18 protein-coding genes are annotated in these 16,016 nt (G+C 54.8%); 8 read left to right on the forward strand and 10 right to left on the reverse strand.

From position 1 onward, the window contains the following. Positions 1–91: 91 nt before the first annotated feature. The 3 genes from LC417_RS13285 to LC417_RS13295 are packed head-to-tail and all read right to left on the reverse strand — an operon-like array spanning position 92 to position 3,950. Complete coding sequence (locus LC417_RS13285) at positions 92–2,476, reverse strand: xanthine dehydrogenase family protein molybdopterin-binding subunit (RefSeq protein WP_223565998.1); 2,385 nt, start codon at positions 2,474–2,476, stop codon at positions 92–94. Further along, positions 2,473–3,465: a xanthine dehydrogenase family protein subunit M gene (locus tag LC417_RS13290; protein WP_223565999.1), complete on the reverse strand. Its 993-nt coding sequence runs from the start codon at positions 3,463–3,465 to the stop codon at positions 2,473–2,475. The genes LC417_RS13285 and LC417_RS13290 overlap by 4 nt, the downstream gene beginning before the upstream one ends. Next, on the reverse strand, positions 3,462–3,950 hold the full coding sequence (locus LC417_RS13295) for a (2Fe-2S)-binding protein (RefSeq protein ID WP_022624540.1): 489 nt from the start codon (positions 3,948–3,950) through the stop codon (positions 3,462–3,464). Before LC417_RS13295 ends, LC417_RS13290 begins: the two co-directional genes overlap by 4 nt. A gap of 439 nt (positions 3,951–4,389) precedes the next feature. Between LC417_RS13295 and LC417_RS13300 the strand changes: the two genes are divergently transcribed. Continuing rightward, positions 4,390–5,283 (forward strand): LysR family transcriptional regulator, encoded by an 894-nt coding sequence (locus LC417_RS13300; protein WP_223566000.1) that lies wholly within the window; start codon positions 4,390–4,392, stop codon positions 5,281–5,283. A gap of 20 nt (positions 5,284–5,303) precedes the next feature. Here the strand turns inward: LC417_RS13300 and LC417_RS13305 are convergent, their stop codons facing one another. Genes LC417_RS13305 through LC417_RS13320 form a run of 4 tightly spaced genes read right to left on the reverse strand, consistent with a single transcriptional unit; the run spans position 5,304 to position 8,708 of the window. Then, entirely contained in the window at positions 5,304–6,143 is an 840-nt protein-coding gene (locus LC417_RS13305; RefSeq protein ID WP_052271319.1) for a metal ABC transporter permease, read from the reverse strand. After that, positions 6,143–7,003 carry an iron/manganese ABC transporter permease subunit SitC gene (gene sitC, locus LC417_RS13310; protein ID WP_010246899.1) on the reverse strand — a complete coding sequence of 287 codons (861 nt, stop codon included), beginning with the start codon at positions 7,001–7,003 and terminating at the stop codon, positions 6,143–6,145. Before sitC ends, LC417_RS13305 begins: the two co-directional genes overlap by 1 nt. A 2-nt stretch (positions 7,004–7,005) precedes the next feature. Continuing rightward, positions 7,006–7,821 carry a manganese/iron ABC transporter ATP-binding protein gene (locus LC417_RS13315; RefSeq protein WP_031591112.1) on the reverse strand — a complete coding sequence of 272 codons (816 nt, stop codon included), beginning with the start codon at positions 7,819–7,821 and terminating at the stop codon, positions 7,006–7,008. Continuing rightward, positions 7,818–8,708, reverse strand: coding sequence for a metal ABC transporter substrate-binding protein (locus tag LC417_RS13320; RefSeq protein WP_371742417.1), 891 nt, complete (start codon positions 8,706–8,708; stop codon positions 7,818–7,820). The genes LC417_RS13315 and LC417_RS13320 overlap by 4 nt, the downstream gene beginning before the upstream one ends. Before the next feature lie 482 nt (positions 8,709–9,190). Between LC417_RS13320 and LC417_RS13325 the strand changes: the two genes are divergently transcribed. The 4 genes from LC417_RS13325 to LC417_RS13340 all read left to right on the forward strand — a co-directional run bounded on the left by LC417_RS13325 (position 9,191) and on the right by LC417_RS13340 (position 10,861). Then, the gene (locus LC417_RS13325) at positions 9,191–9,484 is read left to right on the forward strand and encodes a hypothetical protein (RefSeq protein ID WP_010246892.1); all 294 of its coding nucleotides are present in this window, start codon (positions 9,191–9,193) and stop codon (positions 9,482–9,484) included. 247 nt (positions 9,485–9,731) lie between these two features. Beyond that, entirely contained in the window at positions 9,732–9,977 is a 246-nt protein-coding gene (gene ycgZ / locus LC417_RS13330) for a regulatory protein YcgZ (RefSeq protein WP_010246891.1), read from the forward strand. 174 nt (positions 9,978–10,151) lie between these two features. Next, complete coding sequence (locus LC417_RS13335) at positions 10,152–10,445, forward strand: hypothetical protein (RefSeq protein ID WP_010246889.1); 294 nt, start codon at positions 10,152–10,154, stop codon at positions 10,443–10,445. Between the two features lie 161 nt (positions 10,446–10,606). Next, positions 10,607–10,861 (forward strand): biofilm/acid-resistance regulator YmgB/AriR, encoded by a 255-nt coding sequence (locus LC417_RS13340; RefSeq protein ID WP_010246887.1) that lies wholly within the window; start codon positions 10,607–10,609, stop codon positions 10,859–10,861. 475 nt (positions 10,862–11,336) lie between these two features. Here LC417_RS13340 and LC417_RS13345 read toward each other — a convergent pair whose 3' ends face one another. Continuing rightward, complete coding sequence (locus tag LC417_RS13345) at positions 11,337–11,531, reverse strand: hypothetical protein (protein ID WP_010246886.1); 195 nt, start codon at positions 11,529–11,531, stop codon at positions 11,337–11,339. Between the two features lie 424 nt (positions 11,532–11,955). Here LC417_RS13345 and LC417_RS13350 point away from each other — a divergent pair, with 424 nt between their 5' ends. Beyond that, entirely contained in the window at positions 11,956–12,972 is a 1,017-nt protein-coding gene (locus LC417_RS13350) for a substrate-binding domain-containing protein (RefSeq protein WP_033773573.1), read from the forward strand. Between the two features lie 115 nt (positions 12,973–13,087). After that, on the forward strand, positions 13,088–13,483 hold the full coding sequence (locus tag LC417_RS13355; protein WP_010246880.1) for a cupin domain-containing protein: 396 nt from the start codon (positions 13,088–13,090) through the stop codon (positions 13,481–13,483). Between the two features lie 20 nt (positions 13,484–13,503). On the opposite strand, the gene LC417_RS13360 is transcribed toward LC417_RS13355, so the two are convergent. Further along, complete coding sequence (locus LC417_RS13360; protein ID WP_223566001.1) at positions 13,504–14,388, reverse strand: LysR family transcriptional regulator; 885 nt, start codon at positions 14,386–14,388, stop codon at positions 13,504–13,506. A gap of 99 nt (positions 14,389–14,487) precedes the next feature. On the opposite strand from LC417_RS13360, the gene LC417_RS13365 reads away from it, so the two are divergent. Further along, positions 14,488–15,213: an SDR family oxidoreductase gene (locus LC417_RS13365; protein ID WP_111534274.1), complete on the forward strand. Its 726-nt coding sequence runs from the start codon at positions 14,488–14,490 to the stop codon at positions 15,211–15,213. Positions 15,214–15,259: 46 nt separating this feature from the next. Here LC417_RS13365 and LC417_RS13370 read toward each other — a convergent pair whose 3' ends face one another. After that, the gene (locus tag LC417_RS13370) at positions 15,260–16,000 is read right to left on the reverse strand and encodes a YoaK family protein (RefSeq protein ID WP_010670564.1); all 741 of its coding nucleotides are present in this window, start codon (positions 15,998–16,000) and stop codon (positions 15,260–15,262) included. Positions 16,001–16,016 lie beyond the last annotated feature (16 nt).

Consider the following 16,016-nt stretch of genomic DNA (forward strand, 5'->3'; position numbering starts at 1 on the left):
TTTCTCCGCGAAGCGTGAAAAACGGGCGCAGGTTTCAGCCCGCGCCCGCATATCCTCACATCGACCTGCTGGCAGCAGGTCAGGAACAGGCTCAGATAATCTTATCGAGAGTAATAGGTAAGTCGCGCACCCGCTTACCGGTGGCATGGAACACCGCATTACTGATCGCTGCCGCCACGCCCACGATACCCAGCTCACCCACGGCTTTACCGCCCATGGTGGTCGCCTCAAAATCGGGCTCGCCAACGTTGATGGTGGTAATGCTCGGGATGTCACCGTTAACCGGCACCAGATAGTCCGCCAGGTTGTTGTTGATCACCCGACCATTGCGTGGATCGACGATGCCCTCTTCCATCAGCGCCTGACCGACGCCCATGATCATGCCGCCAATCCACTGGCTGCGCGCCAGTTTAGGGTTGTAGAGACGACCGCTGTCGAGCGCCGCCACCATCCGTTTGACCCGGATAGTGCCGAAATCTTCATCGACCCGCACTTCCACAAACTGCGCGCTCCAGCTGTGGGCCGAGAATTTTTCAGGGCGGCTCATGTCATTAAGGTTGCGCACCATCTTGTCGCGCTCGCTCTGTGACAGATCGTCCGGGAAAGTGCCGCCTTTCACCGTCAGACTCTCCGCCGGTGCCAGGCTTGCCAGCCGGGCAAATGAGACCGCCAGACCGCTGCGCAGATTATGCTGAACCCCGTCGCCTTTCAGCGTGAGCTGAGATGCCGGAGTGCCATTCAGTGGCGACTGTGGCAGCTCGCTGGCGAGTTTCAGCAGCTGGTCGCGCATTCGTCTGGCGGTATCGTTCACCGCCGCGGTCACGTTGCCCGCAAGCTGCGATCCACCTGCGACACCGGCACGCGGCAGCTCAGTATCACCCAGCTGAACCTCAATGGTGGTGGAGGCGACGCCAAGAATGTCGGCAGCGGTCTGCGCCAGGATGGTATAGGTCCCGGTGCCGATATCCGCACCGGCGCACTGCACCACAAATTTACCCTGTGGGGTCAGGATGATTTTTGCCTCAGCAGGCAGTTTGTTGACCGGATAGGTGCCAGAGGCCATGCCCCAGCCAATCAATTCACGCCCTTCGCGCATCGACCGCGGCGTCATAATGCGCTTATCCCAGCCAAAGGCCTCAGCCCCTTTCTGATAGGCTTCTTTCAGGCGACGCGAACTCCACGGCAGATCGAGCTGATAATCTTTGTCCGCCCAGTTGCGCAGACGCAGTTCCAGGGGATCGATATTCAGGGCATAGGCCATCTCATCCATCGCCACTTCAAGACCAAAGGCGCTGGGATTTTCGCCTGGCGCACGCATCCAGCCTGGCGTCACGGTATTGATCGGCCTGACCTGATGCTGGGCGGAGACGTTGCCCACCGCATACATGCGGGCGGTGACTTTGCTGCAGTTCTCAGCAAATACATCGATTAATGAGGTTTCACTGAAGCTGCGCTGGATAATCGCCTGGATTTTGCCGTCACGCGAGGCACCCAGTTCCAGCTGCTGCGAGGTGGCGGGACGTCCGCCCAGACCAGTAAAGGTCTGCGGTCGGGTCAGCGACACTTTGATAGGACGCTTCAGCGCTCGTGATGCCACACTGGCCAGTGCGACGTGGGTGTAAGGCACCGGCTTGGACCCAAATCCCCCGCCGACATAGGGCGAAATAATCCGCACATCTTCAACGTCAATGCCCATCCACTCGGCGATTTCCACCTGCGCGCCTGCCACCCACTGACTCGGCTCCCAGACGGTCATGCGTCCATCCTGCCACTCAGCGACACAGGCGTGCGGTTCCATCGGCATGTTGTATTCGCGCGGCGTGGTATAGCGCTGGCTCAGACGCACCTCGGCCTGCTGCATCGCCGCCTGTGCATCGCCCATATCGATATCCTGTTTCGATACCGGTTTCGGTTCGACACCCTCATCGGTGGCAAAAATCAGTGCAGGCGAGGTTTCATAGTCGATCTCCACCAGCGAGGCGGCATAAGTTGCCTGCTCAAACGTCTCTGCCACCACCAGACCGATGTTCTGGCCGTTGTGAATAATCACATCGTCCTGAATCGGGGTATAGGTTGACTGCGCCGCGCCGCCGTCTGCAATCGCGGTAGGTTTGTTGATCTTCAGGCTATTCAGATGGGTATAAACCGCCACTACACCCGAGGCCTGCTGCGCCTTTTCCGTCGACATCCGGCTGATACGGCCGCTGGCAACAGTAGACTGGATCACCACGCCATAGAGCGGATTTTCCGGCTGATGTTCTACCGCATACCGCGCCTCACCGGTGACTTTTACTTTGCCGTCACCCCGCGAGCGACCGGCGCCCAGTCCCTCAATCGGATCGGTGGTTTCTGGTTCCGCCGTGGCAGTATCGCTGGCACTGGCGCTTTGCATACTCAGCCCCAGGCTGCCCGCCGCTGAGATCGCCGCCGTCGCCTTCAGTAACTCCCGACGTGCTTTGTCATTTACGTCACTCATGCGGTTTCTCCTGCTGCCATCAGCGCACGTGCAATCACACGCGGCGCCAGTTTTACTTTATAGGCGTTGTGGGTCAGCGCCTGCGTCTCCTGAATAATCCGTTCTGCCGCCTGGAAGACCGTCTCTTCATTAAACGGCTGGCCCTCCAGCGCCTGCTCCACCGACCTGACCCGCCAGGGTTTGGTGGCGACGCCGCCCAGCGCAATATGCACCTGACGCATCACGCCGTTCTCCAGCGTGAAGCCTGCGGCCGCGCTGGCTGCAGCAAACTCATAAGAGCTGCGGTCACGGACTTTAAGGTAGTGTGAGTGTCGCAGTGACTCGGTTTGCGGCACTTCGATAGCCACAATAATTTCGTCATCGCGCAGATCGTGCTCACGATCAGGTGTGTCACCCGGCAGCAGGAAGAAATCATCAATCGCGATGCGACGGGTTTCGCCCTGCTGATTCTGCAGGACCACGATGGCGTCAAACGCCACCAGCGCCACCGCCAGATCGCCGGGATAGACCGCGATGCAGCTGTCGCTGGCGCCCAGGATGGCATGATTGCTGTTAACGCCATCCAGTGCGGCGCAGCCGGAACCCGGATTGCGTTTGTTGCAGGCGGAAAAGGTCGCCGGATCGCGGTAATAGGCGCAACGGGTACGCTGGCGTAAATTACCGCCCAGCGTGGCCATGTTACGAATCTGCGGTGACGCGGCCTGCCACAGGCTTCCGTAGATGGCTGGCGCGTTCTGCTGGCAGGCGGGATGATCCGCCAGGCTGCTCATGGTGACCAGCGCGCCGGCCGTGATCTTATCGTCGTCAAACTGCAGGTTTTTAAGCCCGGCCAATCCAGTGATGCCGATGAGCTGCGGCGGCGTGAAGACCCCACACTTCATCAGATCGAGTTGTGTGGTGCCCCCTGCCAGAAACTGGCTGCCAGACTGCTGTTTCAGGGCTGCGGCTTCCTCAGGCGACTGCGCGACTTTCCAGCTGAATTCATTCATGCGGACTCCTTCGCCATCTCTGCTGCGGCCTGTTTAATCGCATCCACAATGTGCGGATATGCTCCACAACGGCAAAGGTTGCCGCTCATATACTCACGGATCTCATCTTCTGAACCCGCATGGCCCTCTTTGATGCAGGCGACGGCGGACATAATCTGACCCGGTGTACAGTAGCCGCACTGGAAGGCGTCATTCTCCATAAAGCAACGCTGCACCGGGTGCAGCTCACCTTCGGTGGAAGCCAGCCCTTCAATGCTGGTCACTTCGGCGCCATCCGCCTGAGCCGCCAGCGTCAGGCAACTCAGCACCCGCTGGCCATTAATCAGTACCGTGCAGGCACCGCACTGCCCCTGATCGCACCCTTTTTTGGTGCCGGTCAGGTTAAGATGCTCACGCAGCGCATCAAGCAGGGTGACACGGGGATCGACCTGCATCTGCTGCGACTGACCATTAACCTGCATTGTTAGCGATATTTTTTCCGACATTGTCTGCTTCCCATTGTTGGGGGCCAAAAGATTTAATTTTTTATAGGTTTATTTCTGACGGGGTTCGAATCGGGGGAAAATCGTGATAACCCTAATCTTTACGCGCGTATCTCTGCTTTAAGGTTTAGCAGCTTTTTGGCAATTTTGCGGGGAAGCCGGGAAAAGTAAGTGTTATCTGAATGGCGGAGCGAGGTTGAATCGGGATAAATATGTGTTCATACAACGCTCATCTAAATGATTTTATTAATTTTATTGAAAAAAGCCTTTATAGCCGTCGTTCATAGGGTTTATCTGTCCGCCTCATTAATCCTGCCGCGAAATGTGTAACCCTGACAGGCAATTTCGGGTCTGATAGCAGGTCGGGTAGCGAAGCCGTAGTTAACGTCGATAAATCGGCCTGTCCCGACCAGGATAACCGATCAAACAGGTCAGAGGGCCTATGCTGAAAGAAAATTTTAACGATCTGATCTATCTGGTGGTGGTAGCAGAAGAGCGCAGCTTCACCCGGGCAGCGGCGAAGCTGGGTGTGTCGCAGTCGGCACTGAGCCACGCGATTCGCGCTCTGGAAGAGCGTCTTAGCGTCCGGTTGCTGACGCGCACTACACGCAGCGTTGCCCCGACAGAAGCGGGTGAACGGCTGATCACTACCCTCGCCCCGCTGTTCAGCGAGATTGAGTCTGAACTGGTCAATGTCACTGACAGTCAGGGTAAAATCTCCGGCAACATTCGTATCACCGCAGGCGAACATGCGCTCACCTCTACACTCTGGCCGCTGCTCAGGCCCTTTCTTCAGCAATACCCCGATGTCCATGTTGAAGTGTCGGTGGATAACAGTCTGACCGATATTGTCAGCGGCCGTTTCGATGCCGGCGTGCGACTGGGTGAGCAGGTCGAAAAGGATATGGTGGCGGTGCGCATCGGGCCGGACTGGAAAATGTGCGTGGTGGCAGCCAGCAGCTATTTTGATCAGCACGGCAGACCTGAGACTCCCTATGATTTACAGCATCATAACTGCATCAACCTGCGGCTGCCGACGCTGGGTGGCCTCTATAACTGGGAGTTTATGCGTGATGGCAAGGAGATCAGGGTCAAAACGCAGGGTCAGTTAATTTTTAATCATCTCGCGTCGCGCATTGATGCGGCACTGAGCGGGATGGGGATCTGCTATGTGCCGCAGGATAGCGTTGCGGAACACCTTAAAAGTGGCCGTCTGGTTCAGGTGCTGGCTGACTGGTGTGAGCCTTTTCCGGGTTATTATCTTTACTATCCCAGCCGCAGACAGCACACCAGCGCCTTTACACGCTTGATTGATGCGGTGCGCTATCGCGGTTGAGAGACAGCCGCGATAGCCAGTCAGCTGGCATTAAGCCGCTGTCGTTCAAGCTGTCGCGTTTTGCGGCCTGAAATCACCATCGCCACAATAAATACCAGTGCAAACAGCACCACGATCGTGGGTGCTGGCGCGCTGTCGATAAAGAACGAGAGATAGACCCCACTCAGCGACACCAGCACCGACACCACGACCGCCACCAGCAGCGCATGTGAAAAGCGGCGGGTAAGCAGAACTGCGATAGCACCGGGCGCGATCAGCAGGGAAATCGACAGGATGATCCCTACTGCTTTCAGCGTCGCCACAATGGTCAGCGAGACCATGCAGAGCAGCCCATAATGCAGCCAGCGTGCGGGTAAGCCAGAGACCTGCGCCTGCTGCGGATCAAAACTGAACAGCATAAAATCACGCCATTTCACCGCAATGACCCCGACGATCACCGCTGCGATAAGCGAGGTCTGAATTATGTCAGCGCCCGTAATACCCAGCATGTCACCAAACAGAATGTGATCAAGATGCACCTCCGGTTTCACGGCGATATAGAGGATCAATCCCACCGCGAACATGCCGGAGAAGACGATTCCCAGCACCGTATCCTGCTTGATGCGACTGTTGTCCTGCAGAAATCCACTGGCAACAGCACAGAACAGACCTGCGACAAACGCACCCACCGCCAGCGGCAGCCCGGCCATCCAGGCGAGGACGATGCCGGGGAATACCGCATGGCTCATGGCATCGCCCATCAGCGCCCAGCCTTTCAGCACCAGAAAGACCGACAGCAGCGCACAGGGGATCGCCACCACCAGCGCAATCAGCAACGCACTGTTCATAAAAGCGAACTGGAAAGGTTCAAAGATCCACATCAGCCAGGCTCCTTTTCGGGACGATGGCGGCCACGACGCCGGTTAGCCAGCAAGCCATGTTTGGGCGCAAAGACAAACGCCAGCAGGAACAACAACGTCTGCGCCACCACGATGATGCCGCCCGTTGCGCCATCCAGGTAGTAACTCGCCCACGCACCGAGAAAACTGGTGATACTGCCAATCGCTACGGCAATCATCAGCAGACGCGGGAAGCGGTCGGTGAGCATCCAGGCCGTCGCGCCTGGCGTCACCACCAGACAGATCACCAGAAATGCACCGACGGTTTGCAGCGCCGCCACGGTTGACACTGCCAGCAGGGTAAAGAAGAGGACCTTAAGTCGTTCAGGGCGCAGTCCGATAGCGCGCGCGTGATTCTCATCAAAGAAGGTGACCATCAGATCCTTCCACTTAAACAGCAGAATGATGATCGACAGCCCGCCAATCAGCGCCAGCTGGAGTATATCCGCGGGCGCAATCGCCAGAATATTGCCGAGCACAATGGTCTGAATGTTTACCGCGGTCGGATTGAGCGACACCATAAACAGACCCAGACCAAAGAAGGAGGAGAAGATCAGGCCGATGATTGCATCTTCTTTTAAGCGGGTGCGCTGATTGAGTAACAGCATACTGCCCGCCGCCAGCCCACCAGAGAGAAACGCGCCCAGCGCAAAGGGCAGTCCCAGCATGTAAGCACCCGCTACGCCCGGCACGATGGAGTGCGACAGCGCATCGCCAATCAGCGACCAGCCTTTGAGCATCAGGTAGCAGGAGAGAAACGCACACAGGCCGCCGACCATGGCGGAGACCCACATCGCGTTGAGCATGTAGTGATAACCAAAAGGCTCCAGTAACAGTTCCATGGTCAGTTCCCGTCTTCAGGTGCCGTACGTGGCGCAATAAAAGGCCGCTCATCGTCGGTGATAATCTGATCGTCCAGCCCTTTCACCATCACATGACGCAGCACCCCACTGAATGCACGCTCAAGGTTGGCGGCAGTAAAGGTGGTGCGGGTCGGACCGCTGGCCAGAATGGTGCCTTTAACCATCACGGTGTAATCGCAGAACTCCGTGACCGATCCCAGATTATGCGTTGAGACCAGCATGGTCTTGCCTTCATCGCGCAGCTCACCCAGCAGACTGATGATTCTGGCCTCAGTCTGAACGTCCACGCCGGTAAACGGCTCATCCAGCAGGATAACGCTGCCCTGCTGGGCAATGGCGCGCGCCAGAAATACCCTTTTCTTCTGTCCGCCGGAGAGTTCACCGATTTGACGATGCCGGTAATCCAGCATATCGACCCGCGCCAGCGCATCACTGACAATTTGCTGGTCGTGCGGTTTCGGTCGACGCAGCAGGCCCATATGACCATAGCGACCCATCATTACCACATCTTCCACCAGCACCGGAAAAGACCAGTCCACCTCTTCCGACTGCGGCACATACGCGACCAGACTCTGACGCAGTGCTTCACGAGTTGGCATGCCGAGCACTGAGATGCTGCCGCTGGCGAGCCGGACAAAGCCCATCAGCGCTTTGAACAGGGTTGACTTGCCTGAGCCATTGACGCCCACCAGCGCCGCAATCGATCCGCCCGGCACGCTGAAGCTGGCATCATGCAACGCGGTGTGACCGTTGCGATAGGTCACGGTGACATCGGAAACCACGATGGTGTCTGTCATTGCGCTTTCTCTCCCGCTTTGATGCCCTGTGCCAGCGTCTCCGTGGTGACTCTGAGCAGATCCAGATAGGTCGGCACCGGTCCCTGAGCGTTGCTTAAGGAGTCAACGTAAAGCACCCCACCGTAATGCGCACCCGTTTCCCGCGCGACCTGACGGGCTGGCTTATCCGACACGGTGCTTTCACTGAACACCGCCGGAATCGCATTTTTCTTCACCTGGTCAATCACTTTTCTCACCTGTTGCGGCGTGCCCTGCTGATCAGCATTTACAGGCCACAGGTAGAGTTCTTTCATACCCAGGTCGCGAGCCAGATAGGAGAATGCGCCTTCGCTAGTCACCATCCAGCGTTTATCCTCCGGGATGTCGGCAATCTGCTGGCGAAGCGGATCCAGCGCTGCGGTGATTTTTTGTTTATAGGCGCCTGCGTTCTGACGATAGGTTTCCGCATGTGCCGGGTCATATTTCACCAGCGCATCACGGATATTATCGACATAGATCAACGCATTGTCCGGAGACATCCAGGCGTGCGGATTCGGTTTACCGTTGTAAGGTCCCTCGCCGATACCAATCGGTTTTACCCCGGCAGAGACAATCACTTCCGGCACCCCATCCAGATGCTGATAAAAACGCTCAAACCAGCGTTCGAGATTAAGACCGTTCGCCATGATTAACTGCGCACCCTGCGCACGTTTGATATCGCCGGGCGTCGGCTGATATTCGTGTATTTCAGCACCCGGTTTGGTAATGGAAGTGACTTCGGCCGCATCGCCCGCCACGTTCTTTACCATGTCAGCGATGACCGTAAACGTCGTCACTACCTTAAATTTTTCTGCTGCATAGCTGCTGGTCGCCATCAGGGTTGTCAGTAGCGCACTCAGTAGCATCATGGTTATTTTTCTTTTCGGGACCATAGGGCGATCTCCAGAGGTGATTAAAAACAGAACATAATTAGCATAGGCTATTTTTTATAGCACAGGCTATACCTTTGTAACAGCGAAGGGTTGTGAAGTTTCTTCAGCGTCCGGGCCCGAATGTGAAGTTTTGTAAGCGAATCGCTTTACTTGTTGATATATAGAAATTTAATTTCAATGATGGGAAGTTTATGGAAAGCGTGATGTATAGCTATAACCGGGTTTTACGCCTTTCTCATCTGTGGTTGAGTAAACCGCAGGAACGATAACAGGATTACAAAAAGCCCATCCTGACGGCGCAATTTACCGAAAAGCGTTCTGACACCTGGCGGCACTCACATGACACGCATAGCAGACCGACAATTAAAATAATCTTATTGATAGGCTGAATTGATTAAGCTTCGTAAATTTTTTTGCTACAGTTAATGTTACTTACCGCAATCACCCAGGAGGATAATTTGTATTTTTCCAGCGACGAAAAAGCGAATGTCATCATTGGCGAAGCCGCAATGAACCTGTTTAATGCCGGTCAGGAAGTGAATGTTGAACTGCTGATTAATGAACTAAGGGTCATGGCTGACTCTGAAGTTAATGAGACTCGCCTTGAGCAGATGCAGCATGCGCTTCAATGGCTGATGGGGTTCAAAACCATCGGTTCCCGCAGCACCGCCCCGGCGACCTGGCTTGCCAAAACCACTGGCAAAGAGCCCGCTGCTCCCGTCTCTGCCGATGACATCTTCTTTAAACACTAATCCATGTATGCCTTTCCTCTCCGGCCTTAATATTCAGGTCGGAGCGTCGGTGGGGTGTGAATGATACAAGAATCTGGTACAATTTTTACCTCGCCACAAACTCCTCGTAACACCCTGTTTTAAAAGCCTTAGCACTTTTTGCACAAAAAAATTAATCCCAAAAATTCAAAATTCTGTACAAGTTTTGCAAAGATGTATAACTTGCGCATCAAGAGTGCATACATTTAAACCACCTGAGGACAACAACATGCGTCAGAACGGACAAGCCCCGGAAACGATCAGCGATATTGCCCGTTACTTCAATCAGGCCAGCTCACCGTCGCAACAGGAGACGCTGGGTTCGGTTGTGGTGGAAATTCTGCGCGCAGGTCATAGCCTTAGTCGGAAAACGATTTGCAGTAAACTGCTGAGTCGCCTTGAACTGGCTGCCACGCCAGAAGAAGAGAGTCATCTGCATGAACTCATTGCGATGCTGTTTCGTCGCGAAGATTAATGCCCTCTCACGGTCGTGCATGTTAATCAGGACGCCTGTTTCAGCCATCACCCAGGAAGATCTATCCTAGCAACAAAGCCCAGTTCTGCTTCCCGTATCGGGTGCACTAAGTCGCACCCGCTGACGCATACGGACCCGCAGCATGGCCATTGATTCGCAATCAGAGAAGCCAGTATGTACAGAAGTGAAGATGAGAAACTGACAGATGTTATGATCGGCGAAGCCGTTCTGACATTACTCAAGTCAGACAAACCGGTATCCAGCAATGCCTTAATCGCACAGCTCGAACTGATGGCTGCTGATGCTGACGACGACGTGAAAGTGTCAGTGATTCGCAAAGCCATCACTGAAGTCCGTAATGGTATGGTTGCCGCGCGCAAACGCGTGCAGGGCGACGGTGCCGAACGTGATAACACGGCTCATCGTATGAACAGTGATGGCCCGCCTGAAGGTTCGAAAAAGCACTGATTGAGCGTACTGCGTACCTGATACATGCGGCTAATTTTAAGCGAAGCGGCAGACCTGAACAGAATTTTTAAGGCGGGCTGGGCAAAACGAAAACTGCGCCTACACTCGTTTTTGACTTCAACCATTGCATCTGACCCATTTTCCTCAGAGAAAGAATAATCATGCAGCATTCATCATCAGATTCTTCAATCATTGACTACTTCCGTAGCGCAGGCGATCAGCTTGCTCCGGAAACTGAACTGCTGGGCGCAGTGATTCGTGACATTGTTGCTGATCAGGGACGTGTAACCAATAAAGCGATCATCCTCTATCTGATCGCGGAACTGGAATGTACTTCAGATGTTGTCAGGCTGGATGTGTTACGCAAAACGCTGGAAATCGTGGTTGGCCGCACGCCAGACGATACCGGCATCTGATACGCCATTCTGCGTTACCTCTGGTAACGCAGGATACTCTTCCCCCTCGCCCGCTTTTGTTTCCTTCCCTCACTTTCGCTGTATACCCGATATGCCACACAGAAATTATCCGATATAAAAATTCTTTTGCAGGTTAATGATGTAGCAGGGATTTGATCCCGACGATAACGCTTTTTTGCAATCATGCCAGATGATGATCATTCAGGCTTAATAAGACCTGCCAATGAAAAGGCGAACTTCTTTATCAGAAATTTGCCACCCCTAATGAATAATCAACAGAAAGATCTGACTGACATTTTTTAATGCGGTCATCAACCGTCTCGCTGAATAAAAAAGAAACGACCGACTCACAGTAAAATCCCTTTTAAAGGCTGCGAGCAATATGCAAAGCCTCTTATGCTCGCCGATGTCAAAGGTAGCAGGGACGCTATCATGACACAGGCCGGGACAACGCCCGGCATCAGGCCTGGCAACCTTAATGCATCTTCCGGGTGAAAAAGCTTATCGCTTCCTGACACAATGCTTTCAGCCTGCTGTCACGCGTCTCTTCGCTCAGGCGAAACAGCGCGTCCGTAATGTCGTGAAAATGAACCGGCTCTCCCGCCTTGATCAAATCACTGACTACCGCACCGACCAGCGCACGGATTTCATTATCGTTGTCGTACTTCACACGACCTCCCGATGGTGTATGCATATACAGTCTATCATTAGCGGGAGCCAAAAAACAAAAAAGCCGTCAAGCGGGAAATATAAGCGAAGCGGCAAAAAGGTTATTAACTATACAACCTCAGAATATTATCTTGCTTTATTTTCACCCCATGCAGCCCTGAAGCTATAAATAGCCAAAACGTGGTAGCAACCGCTGTAATCTATTTATGCCCATGTATATTGAGAGTTGGATAGTTATATATCGCGGAAACAGACTTTTGGCTGAATGTGTTATAAACACTTTTACGACTCACTGTTTGTTGCGATAACCTGCGGGGCAGCTTTCCCGGCCTGATATGTGCTGACCAGCCTTTCACAAATGATCATCTGACAATGGCCAGCAGTATGATAAAACTATCGTCATCCTCTGGTGTCACGAGCAGCACATGGCTAAATTTACCCTGAAACAGATTGCTGCCCAGTCGGGACTCAGTCTGGCGACCATCGACCGGGCCCTGCATCAGCGCGGCAACGTGCATGCCACGACCCAGCACCGAATCCAGCAGGCGATAGCAGACCTGGAACTGATGCAAAAAGCGGGACTCGCCAGGGGAAGAACGATCTATTTCGACGTCATCATGCATACACCTGACCGTTTTCAGCCACTGATACGTGAGGCGTTCAGCAGTCAGATTGCCAGTTTTACTGCCTTTAAACTTCAGCTGCGTTTCCACTTCGGCGCGAATTTGACTGCGGAGGCGATTAACACGCTGCTGAATAAAAAAGCGTTGCATAGTCACGGCGTCATTCTTAAGGCAGCCTGTTCTGGTGAACTTCATCCCACCCTTGAATCACTGCTGAAACAACGCGTTCCGGTGGTCACCATGATGAGCGACCTGCCCGGCAGCGCGCGCCTGCGCTATATCGGCATGGATAATTTTGATGCCGGTAAAGTGGCGGCTTTTCTGATGTCAAAATGGCTGCGGGTGAGTCGTTCGCATATTGTGGCTGTGACCGGCAGTCACGATTTCATTGGCGAACAGGAGAGAATTCAGGGGTTTCAGCGAGCAATGCAGGAGTTTGCGCCCCAGCATCAGGTGAGCGTGGTGGCAGGCGGTTATGGCATTGACGCCCGGATGCAGCAGTCGGTGACACAGTTTTTGCAGAGACATCCGGATGCAGATGCGGTCTACACAGTCGGTGGCGGTAATCCCGGCATACTGCGCGCTTTTGCCGAACAAAAGCGGACGGTTAACGCTTTTATTGGTCACGATCTCGATCGTGAGAATCGTGCACTGCTGCAGGCCGGTAAAATTGATGCATTAATCGAGCATAATTTACAGCTTGATGCGCTGCACGCTTTCAGAACGCTGCTGGCGTTTCATGGATTTTTGCCCGCCTCAGAACCGCCCGCGCCCTACTCTAAAATTAACATCATCACCCGTTACAACATGACAGCCTGAAAACTGTCAGGCAATTAATGAGCCCGGCTCATAACCGTTTGCCGACTGAGCGGGCTAATCACGCTCCGGCTTGCCGGTTACACTGTGCATGACACGTTAACAACAGGAGTGAGTAATGAAAATTATCGCCAACGGATCGCTGCCTTCGCGTAAGGGACCTGCTGAATATTTTACCGGCACGGTTCGGATTGATGCGCCATTCCAGGCAACCGAACCCGCCCGCGTGGGTGGCGCAACGGTGACTTTTGAACCGGGTGCCCGCACCGCATGGCATACCCATCCACTCGGGCAAACCCTGATCGTCACGCATGGCCAGGGCTGGATTCAGTGTGAGGGTGAAGCCATTCAGGTGATGAACACCGGTGATATCGTCTGGATCCCGGAAAACGTGAAGCACTGGCACGGTGCAACGCCGGATAACGCCATGACGCATATTGCTATCGCTGAGTCACTGAACGGCTCGCCGGTTGACTGGCTGGAGCAGGTCAGCGATCAGCAATATCAGCGCTAAATCAGACGTGCATTCTGTCGCTAAAGTCTGACGTGATCGATCAGCGCCCTCAGCTTGGGGGCCAGATTTTTGCGGCTGGGAAAATAGAGATAGAAGCCGGCAAAGGCGGGCAACCATGCGTCGAGCAGGGTCACCAGTTCGCCACGTGCGATGTAAGGCTGGAAGGTTTCTTCCATGCCAAAGCTGATGCCGCCCCCGGCGCAGGCGGTGCGGATCATCACCCCCATGTCGTTGGTGGTGAGTTGCGGATTGACGGCAACATCAAACTCGCGTCCCTGCTCTGCGAACTCCCAGCGATAAGGGGCCAGACCTGGCCCTTTTCGCCAGCCGATGCAGCGATGATTGACCAGATCCTGAGGATGTTGCGGCGTGCCTGCACTAGCCAGATAGGCGGGTGACGCCACCGCCACCTGACGCTGCGCGGTGGATACCGGCACCGCAATCATATCCTGAGCAATCACCTCCCCCAGCCGCACGCCCGCGTCATAGCCCTGCCCGACAATATCAAACTCCTCATCGGTGACGGTGATATCCAGCTCAACCTGCGGGTAAGCGGTAATAAAGCTCGCCAGCAGTTCTCCCCCCAGCATCCGCTCTGCAATTGAGGAGATCGCCAGCCGCAGCTGGCCCCGAGGTTCCGCAGCCAGTTCGGCAATATCGGTCACGGCGCGATTGAGCTGGTTGATCGCCGGCGCCACTTCGGCATAGAGCCGCTGTCCGGCTTCTGTCAGCTGAACCGAGCGTGTGGTGCGTTGCATCAGCGTGATGTTAAGCCGGTCTTCCAGACGCCGCAGACTCTGGCTGATCGCCGGACGCGTAACACCTAATTGTTCTGCGGCCAGCCGGAAATTTCGCGTCTGCGCCACAATCACAAAAACTTCGAGAGCATTTTTATCGGCATTCATTGGTCAGATTGAGTTACCAGTCCGTAAAGCGTTCGGTGGATTATCTTTATAATGCAGTCGCCGTATGATCGCCAGTGACAACCTGACTGGAGAAACAAAATGACTCAGAAAGTGATTTTAATTACCGGCGCCTCAAGCGGCATCGGTGCAGGCATTGCACGTGAACTGGCGAAAACAGATGCCATTCTGCTGCTGGGTGCGCGGCGGGAAAGCCGCCTGGCCGCGCTGGCTGAAGAGCTGCAGTTCAATGGTGCAGAGGTGGCGATCAAAGCGCTTGATGTAACGCGCCGCGAACAGGTGACGCAGTTCGTTGAGTATGCTCTGGCGAGATGGGGCCGGGTGGATGTGATGATTAATAACGCCGGTATTATGCCCTTGTCTCCGATGGCATCGCTGCGGGTGGAAGAGTGGGATCAGATGATCGATGTAAACATCAAAGGGGTGCTGTATGGCATTGCGTCAGTGTTGCCGACCATGCTGGCCCACCAGCGCGGTCACATCATCAACGTCGCGTCGATAGGGGCGCTGGCCGTGTCGCCCACCGCGGCCGTCTACTGCGCCACCAAGTTTGCGGTGCGGGCGATTTCCGACGGATTACGGCAGGAGAACAGTCAGCTGCGGGTGACCTGTGTTCATCCCGGTGTGGTGGAGAGCGAGCTGGCATCAACCATTACCGATCCGGCAGCCGCCGAGGCGATGCAGCACTATCGCGCTATTGCATTGCAGCCGGACGCCATTGGTCGCGCCGTGCGCTATGCCATTGAACAGCCTGAAGAGGTGGATGTGAACGAAATCGTGGTGCGGCCAACCCGAACGCAGCAGTAAGCAACCCGCCCGATGCGCTGTGTGCATCGGGCGGGCGGTTTTACTGTCAGTAGAGGCTTCTGCGTGTACGCTGCACGGTGATGGCGATGGCCGTCAGTGCCACCAGCATCAGAAATATCCCCAGTCCAACCATGGCGTTGAAGCCATAGACTTTGAACAGCAGCAGACCGGCAATACAGCCGCTCAGGAATGAAAACACGGTAGTCAGATGGGTGTGCAGAACCTTCTGGAAAAAGCGACGATCGTCGGTTTCAAGATGCACGGCGTGCGACGTGTGGGCAAAGATCCACGACCCCAGCGCAATACCCGCATCGGTCAGCGTGCCGGTAATGTGGGTCGATCTGACGCGGCCATTGGAGAGCTGCGTTGAGGTCGCATTATGAATCCCCATTAAAAAGCCCAGCATTAACAGCACTTCCCCGTTAAAGCTTGGCCGGTAGAACACGATCTCAAAGATTGATGCCGCCGTCAGTGCCGCCCCTTCCGCCAGAATGATCAGACAGAATATGGTGCGTAACTTATGTTTGATCCCCACTACCACTGCCAGCCGGGCAACGGTGCAGCCCAGCACAAAGGCAATAATCAGTGCCATCAAAAACAGCATGGTATGGAGGTCGCTGGTGGTCACTTCCTGGGAGATTTGCGACGTGTTACCCGTCATATGCGATGGAAAAAATCCAAACGCGCCCAGCGCCATGGCATTAAGGATGCCGGCGGTGGTGGCAAGCACCAGCGCCAGCAGTCGATCTTCGGTATGCGAACGAACTTTCTTCTTTTTTATCAGCACAGGCTTCCCCACCTCA

The organism is Pantoea sp. OVA07A (assembly GCF_019969975.1).
Classification (GTDB): domain Bacteria; phylum Pseudomonadota; class Gammaproteobacteria; order Enterobacterales; family Enterobacteriaceae; genus Pantoea; species Pantoea agglomerans.